A 23,900-nucleotide genomic window follows, 5' to 3' on the forward strand; every position below is an offset into this window, starting at 1 on the left:
CTGACGTTAAACCACCGCGCGCGTGCCCAGTGAGGGCTGCGTGATAAGGCTGGCAAGTTGAGTGAGGCCGTCTTCCAGATCTCCTCGATCCGGCGCGACACCAAGAGAGATCCTGACGGCTTCGACAGGATGCGCGACGGTGGCGAAGGCCGACGCAGGCACAATCGAAACGCCGGCGCGATCTGCATTTTCGGCAAACTCCGAGGCGCGCCAGTGGTCGGGCAGACGCAGCCATAGATGATGTCCCTGCGGATCCGCAGCAAAGCCCTGCGCACCGAGTATCAGGGCTGCAAGCTTTTGACGTTCGGTATTCTCGGCACGAATCGCGCTGGTGATCTCGTCCAGAGTTCCGTCCATGATCCAACGGCTCGCCAATGCTGACATCAGCGGCGGCGCCATAAGGATCGTGGCACGCAATACGCTCGCAAGGCGCATTGCTTTGGGGCTGCTCGGGGCAACGACATAGGCGACGCGAAGCGCCGGACTCGCGCATTTGGACAGAGTCGCAATGTGCCAGGTAATGTCGGGGGCCAGTTCCGCCATCGAAACAGTTCGTTCAAGCCTCAGTGGCGCGTAAGGATCGTCTTCGATGATTGCGACGCCGTGCTTGCGGGCGATTGCCGTCAAAGCCCGTCTGCGATCCTCCGGAAGGGTCGCCGTCGTCGGATTGTCGATGCTGGGAATAACGTAGAGTGCCTTCGGCATACGCTCGCGGCAGGCCTTCTCGAATTCGTCCGGGATGATACCTTTCTCGTCCATCCCCAACGGCTGGATCACGATCCCCTTTTGAGTGGCGACAGCCTTGAGACCGGGATAGGTCATCGCTCCGGCCGCAACCGCATCACCGCGATCAAGCAGCAGCTCGCAAACCGCGAATAGTGCGCTTTGCGCCCCCCCCGCGATCACGATGCGGTCGGCTGCAACAGCCTCCATCCGAGGACCGAGCCAGCGCGCCGCAGCCTGTCTGTCAGGCTCGGATCCCGTGCTTTCCTGATAGTGGAGGCTGAGCAGGCCACGAGGACTGCCGAGAAGCCCCGCAATGCCGTGGGGAAAGATCTTGCTGAAATCGACATCCGACGGCTGCGAGGGGATGTTCATACTGAGGTCTATCAACGGGTGCGACTGGCCACGAGACTGACCCTCCAGCGCCTCGCTGACGAAAGTGCCCCGCCCTGCCTGAGCCTCGACAAGTCCGCGACGGCGCGCTTCGTTGAAAGCCCGCGTCACCGTCGTCAGATCGACGCCAAGCGCCTCGGCAATGGCCCGTTGCGCCGGCAGACGTTCCCCTTTTGCGACCCTCCCGGACCGGATATCGGCTTCCAGAGCCTCGACGATACCGAGGTATTTCATCCTCGCGTTTTCGACCAGCCGCGGCTTCCACATGTGGCCCTCTCAAACTGTATGGCTTATTAGCGTACGGTTCGTATAGTTTGTATGGTACACAAACGGAAGAGGGAATGGGGTGAAGCCCGACGTTCACGGAAACACGGCACCGGACAATCCGGCTTCTCCGCCAGTCGCCACCCTATCCGACGACCCATTCGCGGAGAGGTATGAAATGCGTCGTCACGGCTCAAATGCACAAATCGGCCGATGGCCGGGGTCCCCCGCGACAAACCGTTGTCGCCATCCCCTCCAGGCGATGGCGTCGAGGGTTGGGGTGGCGGGATTGTATGCTGCGTCTGAGAGATTTGTCTGCGGGATCCGTCGCAGGATCGGGGCGCGATGCGGCGAATGAATACCGCTCGGGCATGGACCCGAGCTGCAAGACCCGCCCATGTCGGGACGCTCCGCGGTCGCGGAGCGCCCCGTCTGACGGATCAGAAAATGAAGTTGTCGTCGGAAAGGACGGTGACATCCACTCCCACCAGAAGGATGCTCATCTCCGCCGGGTGCATGCCGGTCAGATCGCCGTCGGTATCGACATAAAGGATGCCATCCTGACCGCTTTGCTCGGCCCAGGCGTGGAAAGCCTCTGCGTCCTCAGAATACCCGTCGAGGTCCATCGCGCTGAAATCGAACATGTCGGACGCGGGGTCGAAGTCGGTAATAGTCTCCCGGTGCCCGCCCTCGCCATGGCCATGGCCGGGCACATCCTGCGCGGCAGTGTAGACGAAAGTGTCCGGTCCGTTGCCGCCGGTCAGCGTGTCCATTCCGCGGCCTCCCACAAGGATATCGGGACCGTTACCCCCCACGAGCGTGTCGGGACCGCCCTCGCCGAAGAGATGATCGGGCCCGTTGCCGCCATAGACCACGTCGGGTCCGCCCCCCGCGTGGATCACGTCGCCGCCGTTCAGGCCATAGATCTCCTGCGGGCCACCGCCCGCGTCGATCGTGTCGGGCTGGTTGGTTCCCAGGACGATTTCGGGCGCGTCGTCGTGACCGTCGTCGTCATGTCCACCGTCGTGATCGTCGCCGTGATCGTCGCCGTGATCGTCGGGGCTGTCCGCAGGGGCCACTGCGAACGCGGCAAGCGAAAGCGTCGAGGCCTCATCGGGCAGGAATTCCGGCGGCACCTCGCTTTTATCGACTTCCACGGCCTGTGTATTGTGGATGAACTCGATCACAGCCCGGCTGTCGTCGGCCGCCGCTGCGAAGTCGTTCACGCCGGAATCGGGCGCCCCGACATAGACGAATTCGTCGTCGGAGGTGTCGCCGGGCGTCCCGTTGTCGTCGAGTTGCAGATACAGGTCTTGCCACGGGGTTTCGCCAAAGACGGCGTCATAGACCGTGCCGTACTTGAAAACGGGAGCCCCGTCCTCGATCGCGATCCAGCGCAGCCAGGTGTCGCTGTATGTGGCCGCCCGGTCGTAGTCGTAGAGTTCGCCTTGGGGATCGCTGAAGTCGAAATAGGTGATGTTCAGCGTCTCACCGGAGCCTGTGACCTTGTTCACGTCGAGCGTGGTGTTCTCGTAGATCATCGCGTCGAGCGTGATCTTGCCTTCCTTGCTCCACGCCGCGCCGAGCAGCGCCGAGGGGTCCCAGTCGGGGTCTGTATGCCCGTCTGCCGGATCGCCGAGGAGGGCCAGAAAGACCGGATCCCAGTGCTGGGTCACGTCGGGCCAGGCGCCGGGTGAACCATCGGCATTGGTCATCAGGTACTGATAGAGCGCGAGGTTCTCGAGCGGCGCGTCGATGGTTGAGAAGGTGACGCCGCCATCGTCGCTGTACATGATCCGGCCGGCCGGATCGGTGTCGATTGCGTCGGCATTCAGGACCTTGTCCAGCGCCTCCGTCAACGCCTTTTCCTGTACCTTGGCCGGGGCGCGGGCCACGTTGGCACGTTCGAGTTCCACCTCCTGCACAAAGGGAAGCAGGGCGGGCGGGATCTCGTAATCGCCTTCGGCGTCGGCTTCGAAGTAGATCGGGAAGAGACCGTCGGCACCGCCAAGCGTCATCGTCGGATCGTAACCGACCGGAATGAGCTGGCCGTTCCCGTCGAGCATCGGCTCGCCATTGCCGCCGCCATCGTCCGGATCGAGATCGCGGTAAAGGACGAGTTGATCGCCGAAAAGGTCGCCCTTCTTGCTTCCTGCGCCGTCCGGCTTGCCGCCGCCGCCCTTGCCAGGATTCAGCCCGGGGTTTCCACCTGTCCAGTCGGGTTTTCCACTCTGATGGGGCATCTTCGTTGACTCCTTGATTCTCGGCGTAGGTGCCGTCTCACGAGCCTATTTTGATGCCGCCCGTCATCATTGACGGCTGTCAACGGGGTCGTCGGGGGAACGCCGCGTCTTGGTTGTCCGGTCCCGTGCAGCAGCCAGCCGGGCTCTGTCAGACCAAGCGGACTTCTGGACTGCCGATTCCTATTCGCCTTCGAGGGAACGGCGTAGACGCCGGATCAGGGCGCTCCGGGCCCGTTCGTCCGCGAGTCCGGCCACCGCATCGTTGATATCGAGGATCAGGGCCGTCAAATCGTTGTGCCAATCCAGTCGTCCGACTTTCTCGGGAGGCAACCGCGGTTCTGCCGGCACAGCAAGGGGAGACGCCCCGCTGTCGGTGAGGATGAATCCTTCATCAAGGACGGGACGACAGATCCTTTCGGGTCTGACGTCGCCATGCACCCTGTTGGCCAGCCCATCGATTGCTGCGGGTTCGCCATGTACGAGGAAGAGGTCGTGCGTCAGGGGCAAACGTTCCCGGATCCACTGCGCCAGTTCTGGCCCATCGGCATGTCCGGAATACAGGTCGATCGACCTGATCCGTGCGCGGACGCGGAACTCCTCGCCCTGGATGCGCACGCGCGGCACACCTTGCTGCAGGATGCGACCCAGGGTCCCCTCGGCCTGGAAACCAGTGAGCAGAACGGTTGCCTCGTCGCGCCAGATCCAGTTTTTGAGCCGGTGCCGGATCCTGCCTGCCTCGCACATGCCGGACGCCGCGATGACAATGTGAAAGCCGCGCACATGGTCGAGAGCGATGCTTTGTTCGCGAGTCTGGGTAAAATGGATCTGGTGTGATCGGAGTCCCCGCATGAACGCGGCACCGACTTCGAGTTCGTTTGCGTGTTTTTTGAAAACCTCCGTTGCCCGGCTCGCGAGCGGACTGTCGACATAGATCGGAATGACCGGCAGCGTTCCCTCGGCCATCATCTGACCGAGGTCGCTGATCAGTTCCTGCGCGCGTTCGACCGCGAAAGACGGGATCAGGAGGGCACCGTTCGGCTGAATTGCCGCGCGCACCTCTTCGGCCAGAAGCTTCCGCCGATGGTCTTCCGAGGAATCCTCGCGGTCGGTATCTCCATAGGTCGACTCGCAAATGAGGTAGTCGATACCGGACGGGCCCTCGGGGTCTGGCTGCAGCAATTTGAAGTCTGGTCCGATGTCTCCGGAGAACAGGATCCGCACAGGGGTGTTTCCCGCATCCCGCGCGATCTCGACCTCGATCGAGGCGGACCCGAGCAGATGACCGGCGTTCCAGAAGCGCGCCCTGACGCCAGCGATCACGTCGAACCAGTCGCCGGTGCGGTGCTCCGAGAAGCATTTCAGGCAGGCTTTTACATCGGCAGACGTGTAGATAGGGACGATCCGGTCCCGGTGCCGCCGCGCGGCACGCGCGTTGTACTGCTCGACCTCTATCTCCTGAATATGGGCCGAGTCTGGCAGCATCACGGCGCAAAGGTCCGTGGTTGCCGGGGTCGCGTGGATTGCGCCATCGAAGCCGTGGTGAACGAGCTTCGGCAGCAGTCCGGAATGGTCAATATGTGCATGGGTCAGGATGACCGCGGCGATCTTTCGCGGGTCAAAGGGGAAGGGGCGGTAGTTGAGGCTTTTCTCGGTCTTCGACCCCTGGAACAGACCGCAATCAATCAGGATCTGCCCCCTGGATGTCTGCAAGCGAAAGCATGACCCGGTGACGGCACGCGCCGCGCCGTGAAACATCAGGATCGGGTCCGAATTCGGTGAAGCAATCGTCTGGGAAGGCATGAATGTCTCGCTATGAATGATGAATGCAGCGGCCGGCTGCGTCTGAGAGGGTCGGCAGGCCGCGCCCTTTGGCGCCCGGATCCGGCGGCCAGGCAGGGGGGCTGTTCGGCGAAGCGGGCCAGGCGGGACGATGCGAAACACCACGCAGGGATTCGGCGATCTCGATCGCCATTGTCTTGTCGGAAGGAAATGGAACCTGTCCGGTGATGGCTGCGACCCCGCCATCGACCACGATACCGACGTCGGTCGAATGCAGGCTGGGGTCGAAATCCAGCTCCTTCGGGATGACCTGTGTTATTTCCCTGTCGCCCATGTCCTGGTTTCCCGGAAACTCCCGTTCCTTGACTGCAGCCTAACATGCGGCCTCGTTTCGTGAGGCAGGTTGTTTTTTCCACCGCGCCGAGCATCACGGCCACTGCCGCGCAGATCTGCGCGCCGGCTCTGTCCAAAGGGGTGAAGCGGAGGATCGAGATCGATGCGTGGAAATGGCGCTCGGACAAGGACGGAACAGGAGGTCGGCAGAACCTTTTTTGTCCCTAGGACGGAGCGCATCGGCGCGTCTGGATGTCGGTCGATCCTTGCCGAAATGAGGGATGCCCGTTTGCAGAACGACCCTGCGTATGGGGACCGACCGTTTTATCGAGCGGGGACGGAGACTGGCCGACGCCCGGTCTTTGCGGCAGTCCCTCTGCAACCATCGCATTTCTGTCACGCAGCGAGTCCAGTCCGGCAAGCTGTGTCAGGACACCGAGGTCGCGAATGCGGTAGCGCGACGGGGCGACCCTTGAGACCATGTCCGTCTCGGCCAGATAGCCCAGGATCCGGCAGATCGTCTCGACGGTCGTGTTGGAAAAATCTGCCCAGTCCTTGCGGGATAACGTGATTGTCACGATGACGCTCCCATCGGGCTGCGGTTCAGTCGGCATGAACTCTGCGGCCATCACCAGGAATGCGACGATCCGTTCGCGGCTGTTGAGCGCGCCACGGCGCCAGACCATTTCCAGTTGTCTGGTGTTCTGCCTGATGGCCTCGGCAAGGAACTTCGCCTTGAGCGAGGTGTCGACCTGCAATGTCCGACGCAGGGTCGCAGGATCGAAGGCGCAGTATTCCACGTCGGTGGCGGCCACGAGGGCAGGACCGCGGACCGATCCAAATACGCAGCCTATCAGATCGCCCGGAGCCTGGATGTTCAGGACACTGCGCCGACCATCGCTCAGGATGCGCTCGGTTCTCAGATACCCGCGTCGCAGGATCCCGGCAAACCGTGGTCGTTCGTTCTCTTCCTGCAGCCGCGTCTCTGCCGCGATGGTGCGAAGTCGCGGGACCAACTGGGCGGCGAATTGATCCGATAGTCCAAGCGGGAATCGACAGAGTTGCCGGGAATTCAGCGGGCAATCGTCACACAATGCCGATTGTGGTTTCGATTTGGTGAGGATCATGGCCGCCTCTCTTTCTGTATCTGACATTCCCTGCCGGAAAGGTCATTTATGATTTCGGATTTCTTCGAGCACCCGTGCGCGAAGGTCACGCTCCGAAAGCGCGATCAGGTTCAATGGCAGGTCCAGAAAGACGGTGGCCCAGAGCGTAGCGGGAAATTCCTTCCTCAGGATGCCCAGCATCTTCGGCTCGGCGAAGAGGGCCAGCCGGGCAAAGTCGCCCGCCCGGCGGTGTTTCTCCAGCAATTCGGCGGTTTCGCTTGCGAAGTCCTGCATGTCGCGAAGGATGGGATCGCTACCCATCTCGATTGCCGACCGCCGACCCGTCGCGCCCGACGAGAAACTTCGGCCCGGCTTGTCGGTCATGATGTCGCGAAGGTGGGTTGAGCGTGCCCGGCTCACCAGTTCAACGGCGCCTTCTCCGTCACCGTCCCCTACACCCTGCAAGATGCGCGCCCGCACAGCGTTCATGACGAGCGCCCAAGTCCTTGAACCGCGCATGAACCCCCCAAGGAACCGGCAATCCTCAATTCAGATCAGCACGGGCGGCGCCCAGGGTCATTGATAATTCGCAATCTTCGTTCCCATTTGTGCTTTAATTTAGGCTGCGGGCAATATGCGCGCTTCTGGGAGGATGAACGTCCCAGAGGCGGGGTGTCCATTATTGCTCCTGGAGTGGGGGCCCGGGGAGAGTTGAGAATATGCGAAACTCGGAAGACACAACCCAGAACGCAAAGTGTGATTTGAGTGAGTTGCCCGATTTCCGTGACCTTCCCGAGTCCGTACGAAAGGCTCTGCAGGCGATTTGCCGACGGCGGTCCTACGGGGCGGGGCAAACGATCGCCGAGACAGGAACGCACCTGGAGACGATTGGTATTGTCCGTAATGGAATCCTGAAGATGCAGAAATCCTTGCCCGACGGGCGGCAGCATGTGGTCGGACTGCTGGTCGCGGGGGACATGTTCGGGCGCGTGTTCGATGGTAGAATGCACTTCTCGGTCGAAGCCGCAACGAATGCGGGTGTCTGCGCGTTCGAACGCACTGGCTTCGAGGCTCTGTTGCTCCGAACGCCCAAACTTGACCGGTTGCTTGTTCTCAACCTCATGACCGAACTTGACCGGGCGCGAGACTGGATGATCATCCTTGCCAATCCGAAGATTCGCGGTCGCTTGGCGGGTTTTCTGCTTCTGTTGTGCACGCGGTACCAGACGATCGACCGTCTTATCACGGTAAAGGATCGCGCCATCCGCATCCGCATCCCCTTGAGTCGACCGGATATGGCACATTTGCTGGGAACACGGGTCGAGTCCATCAGCCGCGCCCTTCATGCCTTGGCCGATGACGGGCTGGTCAAGATCCTGCGGCCCGATCTCGTCGAGGTCGCTGAGATAGCGGCTCTTGTCGGAGAAATCGGCGAACCCGACCTGGGCGATACGGCCTCGCTCGAGCGGTTGGTCGACCTCGTCCAAAAGACATCGGAATGATCGTGGCCGGCATCGACCGGATCACCGGTGCCACACCCGTGGAGAAGGGTTCCTTGCCCCCTGGCATCTCGCGAAACCGAAGCCGCGTGCCGACGGACAGATAAGACCCGTCGCCAACGGTCAGCGTGTCCTTCTGCAAACAGACCTTGCGCCCGTCATCCGCGCGCATGTAGCCATCGTTCAGATCGTGTTCGATCCAAGATCTCTCCATGCAGCACGGGCGGATGGGGCAACCCGTCTCGTTCCGGGATGCCGGGATGCCGGGATGCCGGGATGCCGGGATGCCGGGAACATGGGTCTGTGAAAGAACCGGCGCAAACAATGTGTCAAGTCAGGAACCCGTCCTCGATGAAGTACCGAGCGGATATCGACGGTCTACGCGCCGTCGCGGTGATGGTCGTGGTGCTGTTCCACATGGGCCTGCAGACGCTCTCGGGGGGCTTCGTGGGCGTCGATGTGTTCTTTGTCATCAGCGGCTACCTGATCACGACGCTGGTGCTGCGGGACATCGAGGCGGGGCGGTTTTCCTTTGGCGGCTTCTATATGCGGCGGCTGCGGCGGCTCGGGCCGGCATTGCTGGCCACGGTTATCGGCACATTGGCAATTGGTCTTTTCGTGCTTGCGCCGGTTCATTTCGAAATGCTGGGCCGGGCGAGCATGGCCGCCGTGGCCTCGATCTCGAACATCCAGTTCTGGCGCGAGGCTGGATATTTCGACGAAGCGGGGCTCTACAAGCCGCTTCTGCACACATGGTCGCTTGGGGTCGAGGAGCAGTTCTATCTGGTCTGGCCGACGCTGCTTCTGCTGTCGGCGCGGTTCGGTCGACGTGGCGTCGCGATTTGCCTCATCCTGGTTTCGATGCTCAGCCTCGCGGCGGCGGAAGCCATGATGGCGCGCCATCCGACGGCGGTGTTTTACCTTACGCCATACCGCATCTATGAATTTGGCTTTGGGGCGGGACTGGCGCTGCTGCCTGCGCGCAGGACCGGAGCGCGGAACCTGGCCTCGATTGCCGGCGTGACGATGATCCTGGCTGCGTCCTTTCTTTATGACGAAACGACGCGTTTTCCCGGCATGGCGGCGTTATTGCCCTGCCTGGGTGCAACGCTGGTGATCTGGGCAGGTCCGGAAGGCTGGCTGAACCGCATACTGGGACAGGAGCCATTTCGCTATATCGGCCGGATCAGTTATTCGCTCTATCTCGTGCACTGGCCGCTGGTCGTCTTCTATTCCTATGGTCGCGGCGCGCCCACCGGCATGGGCGAGGTGGCGGGCTTGACGCTCGTCGCCATCGCCTTGGGGGCAGCGATGTATCACTGGGTGGAGATGCCGTTCCGGCGCCGTGCCGATGTCGGTGGGGTGGCTGGAGGAACGACAGGCTTCGCCGTGACGGACCGGGTGCTGGGGCGCAGGATGGCGAGCGCGGCAGCGGTCGCGCTGCTGTTCGGCTGGGGGATTGCGGCGGCGGACGGTTTGCCTTGGCGCATGCCGGCGGAACTGGCGAAACTGGACCGTTCGGTCCGGGACGGCAGGTTGGAGCGCAGAGAGATCACGGGCAGGTATACCTGCGGGTATTCCACACAGGCCGGGAACGCGGCGGACGAGGATTTCGAGAACTGCGTTCCCGAGGCCGCGGAACATACCGTGCTGGTGTTGGGTGACAGCCATGCCACGGATATGTGGATTGCCCTGAAACGTCAGGCAGAGGCCAGGAGTGTCGTAAAGCTGAAATGGCGGGGGTGTTCGAGTGGTCATACTGACCGGTCCAGAAGCGGTCCCTGCCTGCGGCAACTCGAAGATGCCCTGAAATGGGTTGGATCCAACAAGGCGGATATCGACCTCGTTCTTTACACGCAGCGGTCGGCGGATTTTCTGCTTGGCGAGAAAAGCAATGACGGCATCATCGAAGGTATCGATCAGGCTGCGATCGAGCGGGTCCGGGTGGGCCTGCAAGAGATCGCGACGCAGGGGGTGGATGTGGTTTTCTGGGGGCCGCGGCCAGAATTCCACCCACAGATCAATGTCACGACCACCGTCAGCCGGACGATGGAGGAGTTTCACGCGCGCATGAAAACGGGTAACATGGCCCCCTATGCAGCGCTCGACGCACGGCTGGCCGAAGTGTTTGCCGATAGCGACGTCCTGTATCTCTCCAGCTATGCCGCGTTCTGCGATCCCGACTGCCTCTACCTGACACCTGACGGCAACCCGATCATCATTGATTATGGTCATTGGGCGCCGGATGGAGGCGATTTTGTTTTGCAGACCATGTTGGCCCGCTATCCGGCGTTGGCGCAACTGTTGGACAAAGATCCAGGTGATTGACTGACCTGGCGCGGCCGCCACCCGGACGCTGCCCTCATCGTGAAAGGCTCATCGACGAGCAGCGACCACGATCTGCCAAAGCCGTGTGCGTCGGCTGATTTCTTTCGATCAGGTCAAGCTCAGCGCCGCCATGAGCACCACTGTCGCGCCGCGGGCGAGATCGGCGTGAATGGCTGGGCCATGGTACCGGGCCGCCGCGCGCCATACGCCCACGATCGCAACGAAATTGTAGGGTAGCGACACCCCGTAGCCGATCAGCAGCGCCGCCCAGGGCTGATCTTGTGTGATCAGGATCAGGAAAAGCAGGCTCGTCGCAACGTTGACCAGAAGGCCGACGGTGACCGCCCACGTCCAGAAGGCGTCGGCGAGGGCGTAATCGCCCCGCCAGAGAGTGCGCAGCTGCGACATGCCTGGGACATATCGCTTTCGCCGGAAGACTGCGAGCATGGAGGCGGCAGTTTTCAGGTTCGGGTCTTGAGTATCATAGGCCTCTGCCGGGGCCAGCAGGCCATGCGACAAGTGCAGGTGCCGTCATTCGAAACGTCCGGCGCCGATAAAGTACGGCGGCGACCGTTCTTTCTGGGAGCCGGTTTGGCCTGCGCAGAGGAGCGCCTGCGCGATTTGACAGCGCCGCGCTCCCGCCTGCCCGAAACCGGGCGAGCCACTTGCGCACGGTCCGGACCGAACCCGCGACGTCTTCGGTCCCCTTCTCCACGGGCTGGCCTTCAAGGACGAGGGCGACGATCTGCTCTCGACTATGGAAGGTGAGACGGGCGCCTTGGGGTGGGTTGTTCATCCTGCGGGGTCCTCGGTCGTGGTTTGGCGATTGCAGCCTGGCCCCGAACCGGGTGCACAACCTACCGAGACTTCACAGCCAGTTCAAGCGCGGCAAGTGCCGCAGCGGCAACCTCGATGTCCTGATCTTCCGTTCCGCCCGAGATACCGATACCCCCGATGGTTTCACCGCCGTACTCAACCGGTAATCCGCCACCCCAAACGAGGAACCTGGGCCGACCGGTCATTCCCATCTGGAGCGAGGGGGACGAGGCCATGTGCGCGTGGAAATCCCGCGTCGCGGCGCCGGTCACGGCAGAAGTATAGGCCTTTTCCGAGCAGAATTCGACGATCGGCGCACCGACCCCGTCCATCCGCAACAGCGCGACCGGCGCGCCTTCGGCATCCGTAATGCAGACCCCGATGGCCAGACCGCGTTCAGTCGCCGCGGCAATCGCGGCCTCCGCCAGCGCCTTGGCGGCGGCTTGCGTGATGGTGCTTTTCTTACGTGAAACCTGCATCGTTCAAGTCCTCGCTGTCAGGGAGGCGCGGCCGCGGATCATGTCCGCCGCCTTTTCCGCGATCATGATGGTCGGCGCATTCGTGTTGCCCGACGTGATCGCGGGCATGACAGACGCATCGACAACGTGAAGCCCCTCGATCCCATGGACCTTGAGCCCGGCATCCACCACGGCCTCGGGGCCCTCGCCCATTCGGCAGGTGCCGACCGGGTGGTAGACCGTCTTGACGTAGTTGCGGGCATAGTCGCCAAGCTCTGCATCCGGCACACCGCCCGAGAGGATCAACTCGCGATCGATAAGACCCGCTATCGCGGGCATCTTGGCAATCTGGCGCACGATCTTAAGACCGCGCACCAGCGTCGCCACGTCACGCTCGTCCGACAGGGCGTTGCCCCTGATCCGGACCTGCGCCCGCGAATCCTTGGACCGCAACAGCACCTCGCCGCGCGAATAGGGACGAATGTCGCAGGGCGCGAGCGAAAAGCCGTGCCCCTCGGGCGGGGCGCGTTCGTGATCGGGGACGAAAACCGGAAAACAGTGGATCTGCACATCCGCCCGGCCTTGGCCCAGCGTATCGGCAAAGGCCGCCACCTCGCCCACGTTCGAGGTCAAAAGCCCCGTGCGCGTCAACAGCCATTGCAGCCCGTGGCGCACGGCGGCAAATCCCTTGTCCTGCCCGAGCAGGCTGATCGGTTCCTTTGTGGCATAGTAGTTTGGTGCTTGCAGATGGTCGTGATAATTCCGGCCCACCGGCAGATCGCGCAGCACGTCGATGCCGTGCTCAGCCAGATGCGCGGCGGATCCGATGCCCGAGAGCATAAGGACCTTGGGCGACCCCATGGTTCCGGCGCTGACGATCACGGATTTGGTCGCGCGGGCCTCTTGCAGCCCCCCTCTGGTCCAGACGACGCCGGTCGCTCGCCCGTCTTCGACAACGACTCGCTCGACCGTTGCCTCCAGTTCCAGCCGGATGTTGCCGCGCGCCATCGCGGGCCGAAGGAATTCCCGTGCGGTTGAGGCGCGTTCGCCGCCGCGTTGGGTGACCTGAAACCAGCCGACGCCCAGCTGGCTCGCCCCGTTGAAATCGTGGGTATAGGGGATGCCCGCCTGCTGCGCGGCGAGGACGAAGGCCGCGTTTACCGGGTGGCGGTGCGGGATGTCCATGACCGACAGCGGCCCGTCGGTGCCGTGAAAGCCGTCCGACAGACGTTCATTCGCTTCCGAGCGGATGAAATAGGGCAGCACCTCGTCATAGGACCAGCCGGGCAGCGCCCAGTCGTCGAAATCCTGCCGGTCCCCCCGGATATAGATCATCCCGTTGATCGACGACCCGCCCCCGGGCATCCGGCCCTGCGGCACATGAATGCGCCGCCCGTTGGCCCCCGGTTCGGGGTCGGAGACATAGGGAAACGTCCGCGCGGTGTCGAAAAGCCTGACAAAGGCCCCCGGCGCGCGGGTCGAAAACACCCGCTCGTCCGGCCCGGCCTCGAGCACGAGGATCCGGACCCCCGGGTCCTCGGACAGGCGGTTGGCCAGCACCGATCCCGCCGATCCGGCCCCGATGATGATGTAGTCGTACTGCTCCATCAGCGCGCGTCCTCCCGCACGAAGTCCGCCGCGCGTTCGCCGATCATGATGGAGGGCGCATTGGTGTTGCCGGTGACGATGCGCGGCATGACGCTCGCGTCGGCCACGCGCAGGCCCCTGATGCCGCGCACCCGCAGCCGTTCGTCGAGCACCGCCATCGGCCCCTGCCCCATCGCGCAGGTCCCTGACTGGTGGAACGTGGTCGCCCCGGTTTCCCGGAGCCAGGCGGTGATTTCGGCATCGCTGTCGACCGTTTCGCCCGGATTGACCTCGCGCCCCCGGTAGCGGTCAAATGCCGGCTGGCCCACCACCCGGCGCAGCGCGCGCACGCCCGCGATCGTCGTGTCGATGTCGGACTGCGCGGCGAGGTAGTTGCCGATCATCGACGGCGCCTCCTCGGGGTTCTTCGACCGGAGCTTCAGCCAGCCCCGGCTTTCGGGCCGTGTCTGCGAAATCCGCACGGTGAAACCGTGGCTCTCCTCGGTCTTGCCGGGGAACAGGTGCAGCTTCGACGTCGCCTCTCGACCATGCATGAAATGGACCTGGATGTCGGCGTCCTCGGACCCGGGGTTGACCTTGAGAAAGGCCCCGCCCTCGTAGGGAAACACCGTCGCCGGGCCGACACCGACCAGCGCGCCGCGAAGCAGGTTGACCGCGACCTTGTCGATCCGCAGCTCGGCGGTGAGCGACACGGGCCGCGTCGCCTCCCACTCGAGGCCGCAGTCGAAATGGTCCTGCAGGTTCCGCCCAACGCCCGGCAGGTCGAGCACCGGGTCGATCCCCATCTCGCGCAGATGCCCGGCCGGGCCGATGCCCGAGAGCATGAGGATCTGCGGCGAGTTGATCGCCCCGCCCGACACGATGACCTCGCCGGTCACCCGTGCCTGCTTCAGCGTGCCGCCCTGCTTGTATTCGACGCCCACGCAGCGCCCGTCCTCGATCAGCAGCCGGGTGGTCAGCGCGCGGGTGCGCAGCTCCATGTTGGGCCGGGACATCGCGGGCCGGACATAGGCACGCGCCGTGCCGCAGCGTTTGCCGTCGCGAATGGTGAAATCGAAGCGGCCAAAGCCCTCCTGGCTCGTGCCGTTGAAATCGTCGTTGACCGGGTAGCCGGCCTCGCCCCCCGCCTTGATGAAGGCATCGGTCAGCTTGTTCTTGCCGCGCGCGCGGCGCACGGTCATCGCGCCGTCGGTCGCATGATGCGCCCCGTCGCGGTCCTCATGCGCCTCGGCCCGGCGGAAATAGGGCAGGACCTCGTCCCATCCCCAACCGGGCAGGCCCATCTGCGCCCAGCCGTCGTAATCGCCCGGCACGCCCCGGATGTAGACCATGCCATTCAGCGTCGACGACCCGCCGATCACCTTGCCGCGCGGCCAGGGGATGTGGCGGTTGTTCAGATGCGGTTCGGGGTCGGTCTGGTAGGACCAGTTGTAGACGCCCGAGCGGACAAAGGCCCCCATGAGCAGCGGCAGGCGAAAGCCCGGATGGGCGTCCATTCCGCCAGCCTCGAGCAGGAGCACGCGGGTCTTGGGGTCCTCGGACAGCCGGGCCCCGACCACCGCGCCCGCTGACCCGGCCCCGATCACGATATGGTCGAAGGTCTCGGTCAATTGTAGACGCCCCCGTCGACCGACAGCGCCTGGGCGGTCACGTAGCTTGCTTCGTCCGACAGCAGGTAGACATACATCGGCGCGACCTCCTCGGGCGTGGCCTGACGGCCCATCGGGACCATGATTTCCACCGCCCGCGCCTGCGCCTCGCGTCCGCCCATGAAACCGATGGCCGGATCGTTGAAGGGCGTGTCGATGAAGCCGGGGCAGACCGAGTTCGCGCGGATGCCGTCGCGCGCGAGTTCGAGCGCGGTCGACGTGGTAAAGGCCATCACGCCACCCTTCGACGCCGCATAGGCTCCGATGCCCGGCCCCCCGCGCTTGCCCGCGAGCGAAGCGGTATTCACGATCGATCCGCCGCCCGCGGCCTTGAGATGCGGGATCGCGTCCCGGGTGGCCAGGAACACGCCGCGGATGTTCACGGCCATGAGCGCATCCCAATCGGCAAGGGACGTCGTCTCGATCGGCCCGGCTTTTTGCAGGCCGGCGTTGTTGACCAGGCCGTCAAGCCCGCCCAGCCGTTCGACGGCGGCAGCGATCATCGCCTTCACGCTCGCCTCGTCTGACACGTCGCAGGCGACGAAACCCGCGCCGATGGCGTCGGCCGTGGCCTGTCCGACCGCGGCGTTCAGATCGGCGATCACCACCTGCGCGCCCTGGGCGACACAGGCCTCTGCCACCGCCTTGCCGATGCCCGTCGCGGCCCCTGTGACGATGATGCGCTTGTCCTTCAGTCGGTTCATGACCTAGCCCTTATGTTCCGTGTCCATTCCGCTTGCCCGCCGGACCCCGAAGAGGTCGATGCCGGTGCGGTCGTGAAAGACGCCCCAGATCCCCCTCGAGGACACCATCATCACGGCGATCGCCGCGGCTCCGAGCAGCATGAGATAGAGATTGCCGGTCCCCGAAAAGAAGGCCCGCAGGAGAAAGTAGATCGCGGTGCCGAGGATCGGCCCCTCGACGGTGCCCACGCCGCCGATGATCACGATGAACAGCATGATCACCATCCAGTTCGGGTCGAAGGCCCCGCCCGGCTGCACCTGGAACACGGACATGTAGTAGACCGCGCCCGCAGCACCGGTGAAGCCGCAGCCGATCACGAAGCCCGCGAAGCGCGTCCACCAGACGTTGATCCCGATGGACGCCGCGGTGTCCTCGTTGTCGCGTACGGCGGCCAGCGCCAGCCCGAACCGCGACCGCGCGAGATAGTAGAGCCCGAAGACCGCCAGGAAGGCCAGCAACGCGGCGAGGTAGAACGTCCACATCGACACGAGGCCCCGGTCCATGCCCCGCGTGGCGATCAGCGGCAGCCCCGAAACCGAGCCGAAGATGTCCCGCTGCGCGATGAACAGGCGCACGATCTCGGCGATGACCCAGATGGAGATCGCGAAATAGGCGTCGCGCAGCCGGAAGACCAGCGGCGAGATCAGCGCCGCGAAGGCGCCTGAGAAAACGAAGGCCAGCGGCACCATCAAGAACGGGTTGACCCCCAGCGTGTTGGAGATGGTGAAGACGAAATAGGCCCCCAGCCCGATGAAAAGTTGCTGCCCGAAGGACATCAGCCCGACATATCCCGCCAGGAAGTTCCAGCTTTGTGCGAAGGCGAAGACGCAGAAGATCTCCACCACGTAGCGCAGGTTGCCCTCGCCCGCGACATGGGGCGCCGCGATCAGGGCGGCGGCGGCGAGCGCGGCCGCCAGGGCCACAAGCTTGGGACGCAGGTCGGTCATCGGCGCACCAGCCCGGCGATGCCGTTGGGCGACAGGAAGAGGATCACCAAAAACATCAAGTGCCCCCACATCAGCCCCGACGACGGGTCGAGCTTGAGCGCGACAAGCTGCGTGACCCCCAGGATCAAGCCGCCCGCGAACATGCCCCAGAAGCTGCCCAGACCGCCGATCACCACGACCTCGAAGGCGATCAGCAGCCGGTCCGCGCCCGAATAGGGCGTGAAGCTGCCGCGCATCGCCAGAAGCACGCCCGCCACCGCCGACAGCGCCAGCGCGATGCCCATGGCGATGCCGTAGACCCGGCGATAGTTCACCCCGCTCAGCTGCACGACCTGGTGGTCGTCCGCCGTGGCCCGGATGATCCGGCCCATGCGGCTGTGCCGCATCCACAGGTGCAGCGCGGCAAAGAGCGCCACGGCGATCCCCAGGATCACCACCGGCAGCACGCCCAGCCGCAGCCCGAGGACGTCGAACCCCATGAAGCGCAGGTTGCCCACGTCGATCGACTGGCTGTTGGCCCCGTAAATCTCGACCATGGCGTTGCGCAGCACGATGGCCATGCCGAAGGTCAGCAGGATCTGCGGGATCTGGTCCTGCCCCAGCACGCGGTTGATCATCGTGCGCTGCAGGATGATGCCGAAGACGAAGGACACGATCGCCACCGGCACGATGACCAGCAAGGGATGCACCGGCGTCCAGGGCACGAGGAACACGCCCAGGAAGGCCGCTGCCACGATGAAGTCGCCCTGCGCCACGTTCACGATCTTCATGACGCCGAAGGCGTACCCCAGCCCGAGGCCCACTAGCGCGTAGAGCCCTCCCAGCAGCATGCCGTTGACGACGGTTTCCACCCAGATCATGCGGTCTTCTCCGTTCCGAAATAGGCGGCCGTGATCTCCGCCATGGTGAGCGTGTCGGTCCGCCCCTCGAGGCTGACCCGACCCTCCAGCAGGCAATAGGCATAGCCCGCCGCCGCCGCCGCCTGCGCCACGTTCTGCTCGATCACCACGATGGAGACGCCGGTCTCGCGGATGCGGTCGAAGCAGCGGTAGATGTCGTTGATGATCGTGGGCGCGAGGCCGAGCGACAGCTCGTCGCACAGCAGCACACGCGGGTTGGTCATCAGCGCGCGGCCGATCGCCACCATCTGCTGCTGCCCGCCCGACAGGCTGCCCGCGGCGACCTGGCGCAGCTCTCCCAGGCGGGGAAAGAGGGCGTAGATCTCGCCCACCGTCCAGGGGCCCTTGCGGCCCGCGCTCTCGCCCATCCGGAGGTTGTCCTCCACCGACAGCGAGGTGAACAGCCGCCGTCCCTCGGGCACCATCGTCATGCCTTCTCGCGCGATGCGGTCGGCGCGGTGGCGGGTGATGTCGGTGCCGCCAAAGCGGACCGTGCCGTTCTTCTGCCCGTTGATCCCCGAAATGGCGTTGAGCAGCGTGGACTTGCCCGCGCCGTTCGCGCCGATGATGGCCACGGTCTGGCCTTCGTCGAGCGACAGGTTCACCCCGTGCACGGCCTGGAAATCGCCGTAGAAGACGTCCAGGTTTTCGACCTCAAGCAGGGACATCAATCACCGCTCCCATGTAGATTTCCAGCACGGCGGGGTCGCGCATCACGGCGTCCGGCAGGCCGCTGGCTATCTCGGCGCCGAAGTTGATGGCGAGGATCCGGTCGGCCACCGCCGACAGGGCGTGCGTCACATGTTCGATCCAGACCATCGCCACGTCGGGCTTGAGTTCGCGGATCAGGGCCACCAGCTCGCCCACCTCGGCCTCGGTCAGCCCGCCCGCGATCTCGTCGAGCAGCAGCAGCCGCGGTTGCAGCGCCATGGCGCGCGCCAGCTCGAGCCGCTTGCGGTCGAGCAGCGGCAGCGACCCCGCGGGCTTGTCGGCCCGCGCGGCCAGGCCCGTCCGGTCCAGCACGCTGCGCGCGCGCGCCTCGGCCCCGTCGCCCGCCTTGCCGCCGAAGGCCGCGGCGGCCAGCACGTTCTCGTAGGCGGTGAGCTGGCCGAAGGGCTGCGGCACCTGGTAGGTGCGCCCCAGCCCCGCGAGCGTGCGCGAATGTGGCGAGGCGCCGGTCACGTCCCGCCCGTCGAGCGTGATCGTCCCGTCCTGCGGCTTCAAGTTGCCGGTCAGCATGTTGAAGATCGACGTCTTGCCCGCGCCGTTCGGACCGATGATGCCGAGGCATTCGCCCATCGCCGCGTCGAATGACAGGTCCTGTGCCACCGTGATCGCGCCGAAACGCCGGTTGAGATTGCGGACGCTCAATACCTGCAAGACATGCCTCCCTTGGCCGCGAAAATGCCCGCACGCGCCGTCGCGTCCGGGCATGCTCGTGAACCTAGCTCAGTTGAATTCGGACAGCTTCTGGAACGGCTTCTGCGTCGGCACATGCGGCGCGGTGACGTTGTTGGTCACGTAAAGCTCGTAGGGGAAGGCCGATCCTTCGGGGGTCTTGTGCCACTGGCCCATGGTAACCCAGGTCGTCGCGACCGATTTCATCGGCGAGTTCTTGAAGTCCACCTTGCCGACGATGGTGTCGATCTCGAGCCCGGCGATGGCGTCGCGCACGGCATCGCGGTTCTTGGGATCGCCCGAGGCCTTGAGCGCGGCGACGCCGACTTCCCAGATCGCGTGGTGATAGCCCATCGGCTGCGCCCACTGCTTGCCCGTCGCCTTCTCATAGGCGGTGCAGAACTCCTCGGCGGTCTGGCCGGTGAGGGTCGAGGTATAGGGAAGCTGGCGGTTGAACCACACCTCGGTCGACATGCCCGCACCTTGGTCGCCCAGCACTTCGACCCCCGAGGGGAACACGAAGGCGGCGGCGATGGAGACCGCGTCGAGCTTGAGCCCGGCCTGGCGTGCCTGGCCGTAGAAGGTTGCGAAATGCTGCGGGAACACGAGGCCGGTGACGATTTTCGCGCCACCGTCGCGGAAGGCCGCGACCTGGTTCGAGAAGTCGTCCACCTGTTCCTTGAAGATGCCGCCGGGCACTTCGGTGAAATTGGCTTCGGCGAGCGAGGCGGTCATGCCTTCGGAGAAGCCGCGGCCGAAGTCGTTGTCCTCGTAGAAGGTGCCCACGGCCGGGTCGATGCCGCTTTCCTGCCACATGCCGATGTAGTTCTTGATGATGTCGGCGCCCGACCAGAAGAACAGGAAGCTGTAGGGATAGCCGGTTTCCGGCGTGCCGCCGCGCGCGGCGTAGAAGGGTTCCCATTGCAGGATCGTCGAGATGCCGGGCGTGCCGTTCTGGTCGCAGATTTCCAGCGCGGGCGCGGCAAGTCCGTCGGCGACGAGCAGCAGGTCGACGTTTTCACGCAGCACGAGTTCGTTGCCGAGCGAGCCCATGCGGTTCGGGTCCGACTGGCTGTCACGGACGAGGATTTCCACGTCCCAGACGTCGCCGTTGATCTCGATCCCCTCGTCAAGCAGCGTCTCGATCTGCTCGACGACCCAGGGCGCGGTCTGGCCGAAGTCGGACCGGATGCCGGTAAGCTGGTCGATATAGCCGATCCGGATCGTTCCCGCGCTCCGGGCATGGGTGATCGACGGCAGGCCAAGAGCGGCGGCACCGGTGCCGGCCGCGAGCCCCTTGAGCACATGACGACGGCTGGTCAGGGTAAATCCTTTGGTCATCTCTATCTCCTCCCAATCACTCGTTCGTCATATTGTATGATGATCCACCGTCGGTCAATTAGATTCGTCGGTTTGTCTTACAATCCATGCGAGGCGCGGAGTCTCGTCACTTCTGTGACTGCGTTGGTGACATGACACGCCAAGTCGCCCGTCATGCGCAGGGCGGGAAACCGTGCGGCAATGGCGCTGATCGCCTCTTGCAGCTCGATCCGTGCCAGGGTCTGTCCGAGGCAGGAGTACGGTCCGCCGCCGAACTGCAACGCGCGCGTCATACGCCGGTCGGGGCGAAAGCCATGCGGGTCGGGAAACCGCTCCGGGTCACGGTTGGCGGCCAAGGTCGACACGAAGACCCAGTCGCCAGCCGCCAGCGCATGACCGTTGAGCTCGGTCGGCGCGCTGGCCTGGCGAAACACGGTGTTGAAGCGCGGGGCGAGACGCATCGCCTCTTCGATGGCCGCAGGGATGGACGCGGGTTCGGCCACCACCGACCTCCAGCGTGCCGGGTCGGACAGGAGCACGCCCAGCACGAGGCCCAGCTGGTGCACGGTGTTGTCGACGCTGGCCTGCAACAGCGCGATGCCTTCGCAGATGAGCTCGTCCTCGGTCTGCAGCCCCTCGATCTGCTGGCGGATCATGATCGAGGCGAAATCCTCGCCCAACCCTTCGCGCCGCCGCCGCCCGAGGTGTTCGCGCACGAAGTCCCGCGTGGTGGCGAAGGCGTCGATGCTGTCCTGCCGCCGGGCGTGATCGCCGGTCAGGATCGGGGCGAGCGTCCGGTCCGACAGTTGCGCCACAAGGGGCGCCTGGTCCAGGGGGGCCGCGACGAGGTGGCAATAGACCCGCGCGGGCACTTTCCACGCGATGTCGGCCATCAGGTCGATGTCGGCCGGGTCGGGAATGTCGTCGAGGACGCCCTCGATGATCGCGCGCAGATCGGCCGTCAGCCGCTTGACCTGCGGTCCCGCGAGGAGCACCGCGAACGGACGCCGCAACGCCCGCCGATGGGTGCCCTCGGTGGTCACGAGCATCCGGTCCCAGTCGTCACGTGCCGGACCTTCGGTGATCCCGAGATCGTCGAGCCGGCGCTGGAACGACACGCCCTTGGCGAGCGATGGGTGCTCGAGCGCCGCGACGGCGGGCGCGAAGTGCAGCACCTCGAGCCCCCGCGCCGAGGTCACCGCCCAGCCTTGCGCGCTCAGCCGGTCAAGCGTGACGCGGTCCGTTCCCAGCACGTCGACATGGGCGAGCCCCGGCACGGATCAGTCGACCTTGCCCATGTCCTTGAGCACTTCGTTGGCGGCCTTGAACGCATCGAGACCGGCGGGAATGCCGCAATAGACGGTGGCGTGCAGCAGCGTTTCGCGGATTTCCTCGACGCTCACGCCGTTGTTCACCGCGCCGCGCACGTGCAGCTTGATCTCGGCCGCGCGGTTGAGCGCGGTCAGCATGGCGAGGTTCAGCATCGAGCGCGTCTTGCGGTCGAGCGTGTCGCGGCCCCAGGCGTAGCCCCAGCACCATTCGGTCGTGATGTGCTGAAACTCCATCATGAAGTCGTTGGCCCGCTCTATCGAACCGTCGACATATTCCGCCCCGAGGACTTCGCGCCGCAGGTTCAGACCTTCGTCGAAAAGCTGACCGATGGTCTTTTCTTGGTTTGTCATGGTGTCTGACCCTTGTTTTTTGCCATACAAAAATACAATGTGATTGCAAGACCTGTTCGCAGGACCCCGCTTTCACGCAAACCGGCGGCAGGATGCCCCGGTTCAGTTACCCGCCCCGCACAGGAGCCGCCCGATGCCAGCAGATTCGACCAAGTCACAGGACATGAACCTCCGTGTGGAAACCCTTCCCGGACTGCGGGAACAGGTCGCGGAACGCCTGCGGATGGCGATTGTCGTCGGGCATTTCAAACCCGGTGAACGGCTGATCGAACGCGAGCTCTGCGACATGATGGGGGTGTCGCGCACGTCGCTGCGCGAGGCGCTGCGCGAGCTTCAGGCCGACGGGCTCATCACGCTCAAACCCAACAAGGGCATGAGCGTTTCCGTGCTGACGCAGGAGACCGCGCGCTCGATCTACGAGGTGCGCCAGATGCTCGAAGGGCTGGCCGCGCGGCTCTTTGCGCAACGGGCGAGCGGCGAGGAGATGAAGGCGCTGCGCGCCAGCGTCGAGGAGCTTGCGCTCGTCTACCAGGACTTTTCCGCCGAGACCTTTATCGACGTGAAGGGCCGGTTCTACGACATCCTCCTGAAGGGTGCGGGCAACGAGGTCGCCGCCGACATGCTGCGGCGCATCCACACCCGCGCGTCCCAGCTGCGTGTCGTGTCGCTGTCCAGTTCCGAACGCGCGCAGGAGTCGATCCGCGAACTGCGGGCCTTCTGCGATGCGCTCGAGGCGCGGGACGAGGACCTGGCGTGGCGGCTGTGCCTCGATCACGTGCAGAACGCCGCGAAGGCCGCGCTGAAGTCGATCCCCGAAGGCGCGCCGCACGAGGCCTGACCGGCCCGCGCCGGAAGCGGGGCGCCCCGGTCGGGGGGCCGCGTCATGGACCGCGTGGAAGGGGCGCGCGCCTGTCGGCATGTCAGACCGACTTGATCGTGATGCCGCCATCGGCGCGCAGGATCGTGCCGGTGACAAAGCCCGCGTCGGCGGAGAGGAGATAGGCGATCGCCGCCGCGATGTCCTCTTCCGTGCCCAGTCGCCCGAGCGGCGTCTGCGCCCGGCGCTTGTCATAGCCCGCCTCGTCCACGATGGTGCGTGCCCCCGGTGTCGGCACGGCGCCCGGCGTCACGGCGTTCACGCGCACCCCCTTGGGGCCCAGTTCCACGGCGAGCTGGCGGGTGATCGCGGCAATCGCGCCCTTGATCGCGGTGTAGGACGAGGTGCCGGCCGAGCCGACCTCGGCCACCGGCGAGGTGATGTTCACGATGGCGACCTCGGTGTCGGCCCGGTGCGCGAGAAGCGCCTGAACCCCCCAGAAGGGTCCCTTGACGCCCACGTCGAGCATCCGGCCCAGAACCTCGTCCGTCACGCTTTCGACCGGCTCGTAGCGGATCCAGATCGCGTCGTTGACGATGCCCGTCAGCGGTCCGAATTCCGCGGCAAGGCTCTCGGCCGCTGCCATCACCTGCGCCCGGTCCGAGGCGTCGGCGACCAGGGCCATGGCCCGGCCACCGGTTTCGGTGATCGCCTCGGCCGTGCCGCTGGCAAGGTTCTCGTCGATGTCGAGCACCCCGACCGCCGCGCCGCGTGCGGCGAGGAGCCGCGCCGTAGCCGCCCCGATGCCGCGCCCGGCGCCGGTGATCAGGACGACCTGTCCTGCATGTCTGCCTGCATTGATATCTGTCATCTGTTCCTCCCGCCGCGCGGTAT

Annotated in this window: 23 protein-coding genes; 3 read left to right on the forward strand and 20 right to left on the reverse strand. The window is 64.7% G+C overall.

Annotated features, from left to right (window positions below; genetic code table 11):
* Window positions 1–6: 6 nt before the first annotated feature.
* From DQG17_RS20370 to DQG17_RS20395, 6 genes are all read right to left on the reverse strand, one after another.
* Window positions 7–1,383: a PLP-dependent aminotransferase family protein gene (locus tag DQG17_RS20370; RefSeq protein ID WP_116134721.1), complete on the reverse strand. Its 1,377-nt coding sequence runs from the start codon at window positions 1,381–1,383 to the stop codon at window positions 7–9.
* Between the two features lie 437 nt (window positions 1,384–1,820).
* Window positions 1,821–3,623, reverse strand: a complete 1,803-nt coding sequence (locus tag DQG17_RS20375) for a calcium-binding protein (protein WP_116134723.1) — start codon at window positions 3,621–3,623, stop codon at window positions 1,821–1,823.
* Window positions 3,624–3,803: 180 nt separating this feature from the next.
* Window positions 3,804–5,423: an MBL fold metallo-hydrolase RNA specificity domain-containing protein gene (locus tag DQG17_RS20380; protein ID WP_116134725.1), complete on the reverse strand. Its 1,620-nt coding sequence runs from the start codon at window positions 5,421–5,423 to the stop codon at window positions 3,804–3,806.
* Window positions 5,424–5,433: 10 nt separating this feature from the next.
* Window positions 5,434–5,736, reverse strand: a complete 303-nt coding sequence (locus DQG17_RS20385) for a BON domain-containing protein (protein ID WP_116134727.1) — start codon at window positions 5,734–5,736, stop codon at window positions 5,434–5,436.
* Between the two features lie 223 nt (window positions 5,737–5,959).
* A complete protein-coding gene (locus DQG17_RS20390) occupies window positions 5,960–6,862 on the reverse strand; it encodes a Crp/Fnr family transcriptional regulator (RefSeq protein WP_157973698.1) in 903 nt (300 codons plus the stop codon).
* Between the two features lie 42 nt (window positions 6,863–6,904).
* Entirely contained in the window at window positions 6,905–7,360 is a 456-nt protein-coding gene (locus DQG17_RS20395) for a host attachment protein (protein WP_116134732.1), read from the reverse strand.
* A 200-nt stretch (window positions 7,361–7,560) separates the two neighbouring features.
* Here DQG17_RS20395 and DQG17_RS20400 point away from each other — a divergent pair, with 200 nt between their 5' ends.
* The gene (locus DQG17_RS20400; RefSeq protein ID WP_116134734.1) at window positions 7,561–8,343 is read left to right on the forward strand and encodes a Crp/Fnr family transcriptional regulator; all 783 of its coding nucleotides are present in this window, start codon (window positions 7,561–7,563) and stop codon (window positions 8,341–8,343) included.
* A gap of 348 nt (window positions 8,344–8,691) precedes the next feature.
* Window positions 8,692–10,668, forward strand: coding sequence for an acyltransferase family protein (locus DQG17_RS20405; protein WP_157973699.1), 1,977 nt, complete (start codon window positions 8,692–8,694; stop codon window positions 10,666–10,668).
* Window positions 10,669–10,776: 108 nt separating this feature from the next.
* On the opposite strand, the gene DQG17_RS20410 is transcribed toward DQG17_RS20405, so the two are convergent.
* From DQG17_RS20410 to DQG17_RS20470, 13 genes are all read right to left on the reverse strand, one after another.
* Window positions 10,777–11,076 (reverse strand): hypothetical protein, encoded by a 300-nt coding sequence (locus DQG17_RS20410; RefSeq protein WP_116134788.1) that lies wholly within the window; start codon window positions 11,074–11,076, stop codon window positions 10,777–10,779.
* A 73-nt stretch (window positions 11,077–11,149) separates the two neighbouring features.
* Entirely contained in the window at window positions 11,150–11,464 is a 315-nt protein-coding gene (locus tag DQG17_RS22180; RefSeq protein ID WP_116134737.1) for a leucine zipper domain-containing protein, read from the reverse strand.
* Window positions 11,465–11,525: 61 nt separating this feature from the next.
* The gene (locus tag DQG17_RS20420) at window positions 11,526–11,963 is read right to left on the reverse strand and encodes a heme-binding protein (RefSeq protein WP_116134739.1); all 438 of its coding nucleotides are present in this window, start codon (window positions 11,961–11,963) and stop codon (window positions 11,526–11,528) included.
* A gap of 3 nt (window positions 11,964–11,966) precedes the next feature.
* Window positions 11,967–13,550 carry a GMC family oxidoreductase gene (locus tag DQG17_RS20425; protein WP_116134741.1) on the reverse strand — a complete coding sequence of 528 codons (1,584 nt, stop codon included), beginning with the start codon at window positions 13,548–13,550 and terminating at the stop codon, window positions 11,967–11,969.
* A complete protein-coding gene (locus DQG17_RS20430) occupies window positions 13,550–15,160 on the reverse strand; it encodes a GMC family oxidoreductase (RefSeq protein ID WP_116134743.1) in 1,611 nt (536 codons plus the stop codon). Before DQG17_RS20430 ends, DQG17_RS20425 begins: the two co-directional genes overlap by 1 nt.
* Window positions 15,157–15,903 (reverse strand): SDR family NAD(P)-dependent oxidoreductase, encoded by a 747-nt coding sequence (locus DQG17_RS20435; protein WP_116134744.1) that lies wholly within the window; start codon window positions 15,901–15,903, stop codon window positions 15,157–15,159. The genes DQG17_RS20430 and DQG17_RS20435 overlap by 4 nt, the downstream gene beginning before the upstream one ends.
* 3 nt (window positions 15,904–15,906) lie before the next feature.
* A complete protein-coding gene (locus DQG17_RS20440; RefSeq protein WP_116134746.1) occupies window positions 15,907–16,890 on the reverse strand; it encodes a branched-chain amino acid ABC transporter permease in 984 nt (327 codons plus the stop codon).
* Window positions 16,887–17,750: a branched-chain amino acid ABC transporter permease gene (locus tag DQG17_RS20445; protein ID WP_116134748.1), complete on the reverse strand. Its 864-nt coding sequence runs from the start codon at window positions 17,748–17,750 to the stop codon at window positions 16,887–16,889. The genes DQG17_RS20440 and DQG17_RS20445 overlap by 4 nt, the downstream gene beginning before the upstream one ends.
* Window positions 17,747–18,457, reverse strand: coding sequence for an ABC transporter ATP-binding protein (locus DQG17_RS20450; RefSeq protein WP_116134750.1), 711 nt, complete (start codon window positions 18,455–18,457; stop codon window positions 17,747–17,749). Before DQG17_RS20450 ends, DQG17_RS20445 begins: the two co-directional genes overlap by 4 nt.
* A complete protein-coding gene (locus tag DQG17_RS20455; RefSeq protein ID WP_116134752.1) occupies window positions 18,444–19,169 on the reverse strand; it encodes an ABC transporter ATP-binding protein in 726 nt (241 codons plus the stop codon). The genes DQG17_RS20450 and DQG17_RS20455 overlap by 14 nt, the downstream gene beginning before the upstream one ends.
* Window positions 19,170–19,238: 69 nt before the next feature.
* On the reverse strand, window positions 19,239–20,528 hold the full coding sequence (locus DQG17_RS20460; protein ID WP_116134754.1) for an ABC transporter substrate-binding protein: 1,290 nt from the start codon (window positions 20,526–20,528) through the stop codon (window positions 19,239–19,241).
* A 77-nt stretch (window positions 20,529–20,605) separates the two neighbouring features.
* Window positions 20,606–21,784, reverse strand: a complete 1,179-nt coding sequence (locus DQG17_RS20465) for a cytochrome P450 (protein WP_116134756.1) — start codon at window positions 21,782–21,784, stop codon at window positions 20,606–20,608.
* Between the two features lie 3 nt (window positions 21,785–21,787).
* The gene (locus tag DQG17_RS20470) at window positions 21,788–22,189 is read right to left on the reverse strand and encodes a carboxymuconolactone decarboxylase family protein (protein WP_116134758.1); all 402 of its coding nucleotides are present in this window, start codon (window positions 22,187–22,189) and stop codon (window positions 21,788–21,790) included.
* A 133-nt stretch (window positions 22,190–22,322) separates the two neighbouring features.
* Here DQG17_RS20470 and DQG17_RS20475 point away from each other — a divergent pair, with 133 nt between their 5' ends.
* On the forward strand, window positions 22,323–23,027 hold the full coding sequence (locus DQG17_RS20475; protein ID WP_116134760.1) for a GntR family transcriptional regulator: 705 nt from the start codon (window positions 22,323–22,325) through the stop codon (window positions 23,025–23,027).
* 82 nt (window positions 23,028–23,109) lie between these two features.
* On the opposite strand, the gene DQG17_RS20480 is transcribed toward DQG17_RS20475, so the two are convergent.
* On the reverse strand, window positions 23,110–23,877 hold the full coding sequence (locus tag DQG17_RS20480) for an SDR family NAD(P)-dependent oxidoreductase (RefSeq protein ID WP_157973700.1): 768 nt from the start codon (window positions 23,875–23,877) through the stop codon (window positions 23,110–23,112).
* Window positions 23,878–23,900 lie beyond the last annotated feature (23 nt).

The organism is Tropicimonas sp. IMCC34043, from assembly GCF_003390845.1.
Taxonomy (GTDB): domain Bacteria; phylum Pseudomonadota; class Alphaproteobacteria; order Rhodobacterales; family Rhodobacteraceae; genus Tropicimonas.

Excerpts from the sequence above, each read along its gene's own strand:
- DQG17_RS20420 (WP_116134739.1), bottom strand. The coding sequence starts at position 11,963 with ATGCAGGTTTCACGTAAGAAAAGCACCATCACGCAAGCCGCCGCCAAG.
- DQG17_RS20435 (WP_116134744.1), bottom strand. The coding sequence starts at position 15,903 with ATGAACCGACTGAAGGACAAGCGCATCATCGTCACAGGGGCCGCGACG.
- DQG17_RS22180 (WP_116134737.1), bottom strand. The coding sequence starts at position 11,464 with ATGAACAACCCACCCCAAGGCGCCCGTCTCACCTTCCATAGTCGAGAG.
- DQG17_RS20405 (WP_157973699.1), top strand. The coding sequence starts at position 8,692 with ATGAAGTACCGAGCGGATATCGACGGTCTACGCGCCGTCGCGGTGATG.
- DQG17_RS20445 (WP_116134748.1), bottom strand. The coding sequence starts at position 17,750 with ATGATCTGGGTGGAAACCGTCGTCAACGGCATGCTGCTGGGAGGGCTC.
- DQG17_RS20385 (WP_116134727.1), bottom strand. The coding sequence starts at position 5,736 with ATGGGCGACAGGGAAATAACACAGGTCATCCCGAAGGAGCTGGATTTC.
- DQG17_RS20410 (WP_116134788.1), bottom strand. The coding sequence starts at position 11,076 with ATGTCGCAGCTGCGCACTCTCTGGCGGGGCGATTACGCCCTCGCCGAC.
- DQG17_RS20380 (WP_116134725.1), bottom strand. The coding sequence starts at position 5,423 with ATGCCTTCCCAGACGATTGCTTCACCGAATTCGGACCCGATCCTGATG.
- DQG17_RS20460 (WP_116134754.1), bottom strand. The coding sequence starts at position 20,528 with ATGACCAAAGGATTTACCCTGACCAGCCGTCGTCATGTGCTCAAGGGG.
- DQG17_RS20425 (WP_116134741.1), bottom strand. The coding sequence starts at position 13,550 with ATGGAGCAGTACGACTACATCATCATCGGGGCCGGATCGGCGGGATCG.
- DQG17_RS20375 (WP_116134723.1), bottom strand. The coding sequence starts at position 3,623 with ATGCCCCATCAGAGTGGAAAACCCGACTGGACAGGTGGAAACCCCGGG.
- DQG17_RS20440 (WP_116134746.1), bottom strand. The coding sequence starts at position 16,890 with ATGACCGACCTGCGTCCCAAGCTTGTGGCCCTGGCGGCCGCGCTCGCC.
- DQG17_RS20400 (WP_116134734.1), top strand. The coding sequence starts at position 7,561 with ATGCGAAACTCGGAAGACACAACCCAGAACGCAAAGTGTGATTTGAGT.
- DQG17_RS20475 (WP_116134760.1), top strand. The coding sequence starts at position 22,323 with ATGCCAGCAGATTCGACCAAGTCACAGGACATGAACCTCCGTGTGGAA.
- DQG17_RS20390 (WP_157973698.1), bottom strand. The coding sequence starts at position 6,862 with ATGATCCTCACCAAATCGAAACCACAATCGGCATTGTGTGACGATTGC.
- DQG17_RS20470 (WP_116134758.1), bottom strand. The coding sequence starts at position 22,189 with ATGACAAACCAAGAAAAGACCATCGGTCAGCTTTTCGACGAAGGTCTG.
- DQG17_RS20370 (WP_116134721.1), bottom strand. The coding sequence starts at position 1,383 with ATGTGGAAGCCGCGGCTGGTCGAAAACGCGAGGATGAAATACCTCGGT.
- DQG17_RS20480 (WP_157973700.1), bottom strand. The coding sequence starts at position 23,877 with ATGACAGATATCAATGCAGGCAGACATGCAGGACAGGTCGTCCTGATC.
- DQG17_RS20395 (WP_116134732.1), bottom strand. The coding sequence starts at position 7,360 with ATGCGCGGTTCAAGGACTTGGGCGCTCGTCATGAACGCTGTGCGGGCG.
- DQG17_RS20450 (WP_116134750.1), bottom strand. The coding sequence starts at position 18,457 with ATGTCCCTGCTTGAGGTCGAAAACCTGGACGTCTTCTACGGCGATTTC.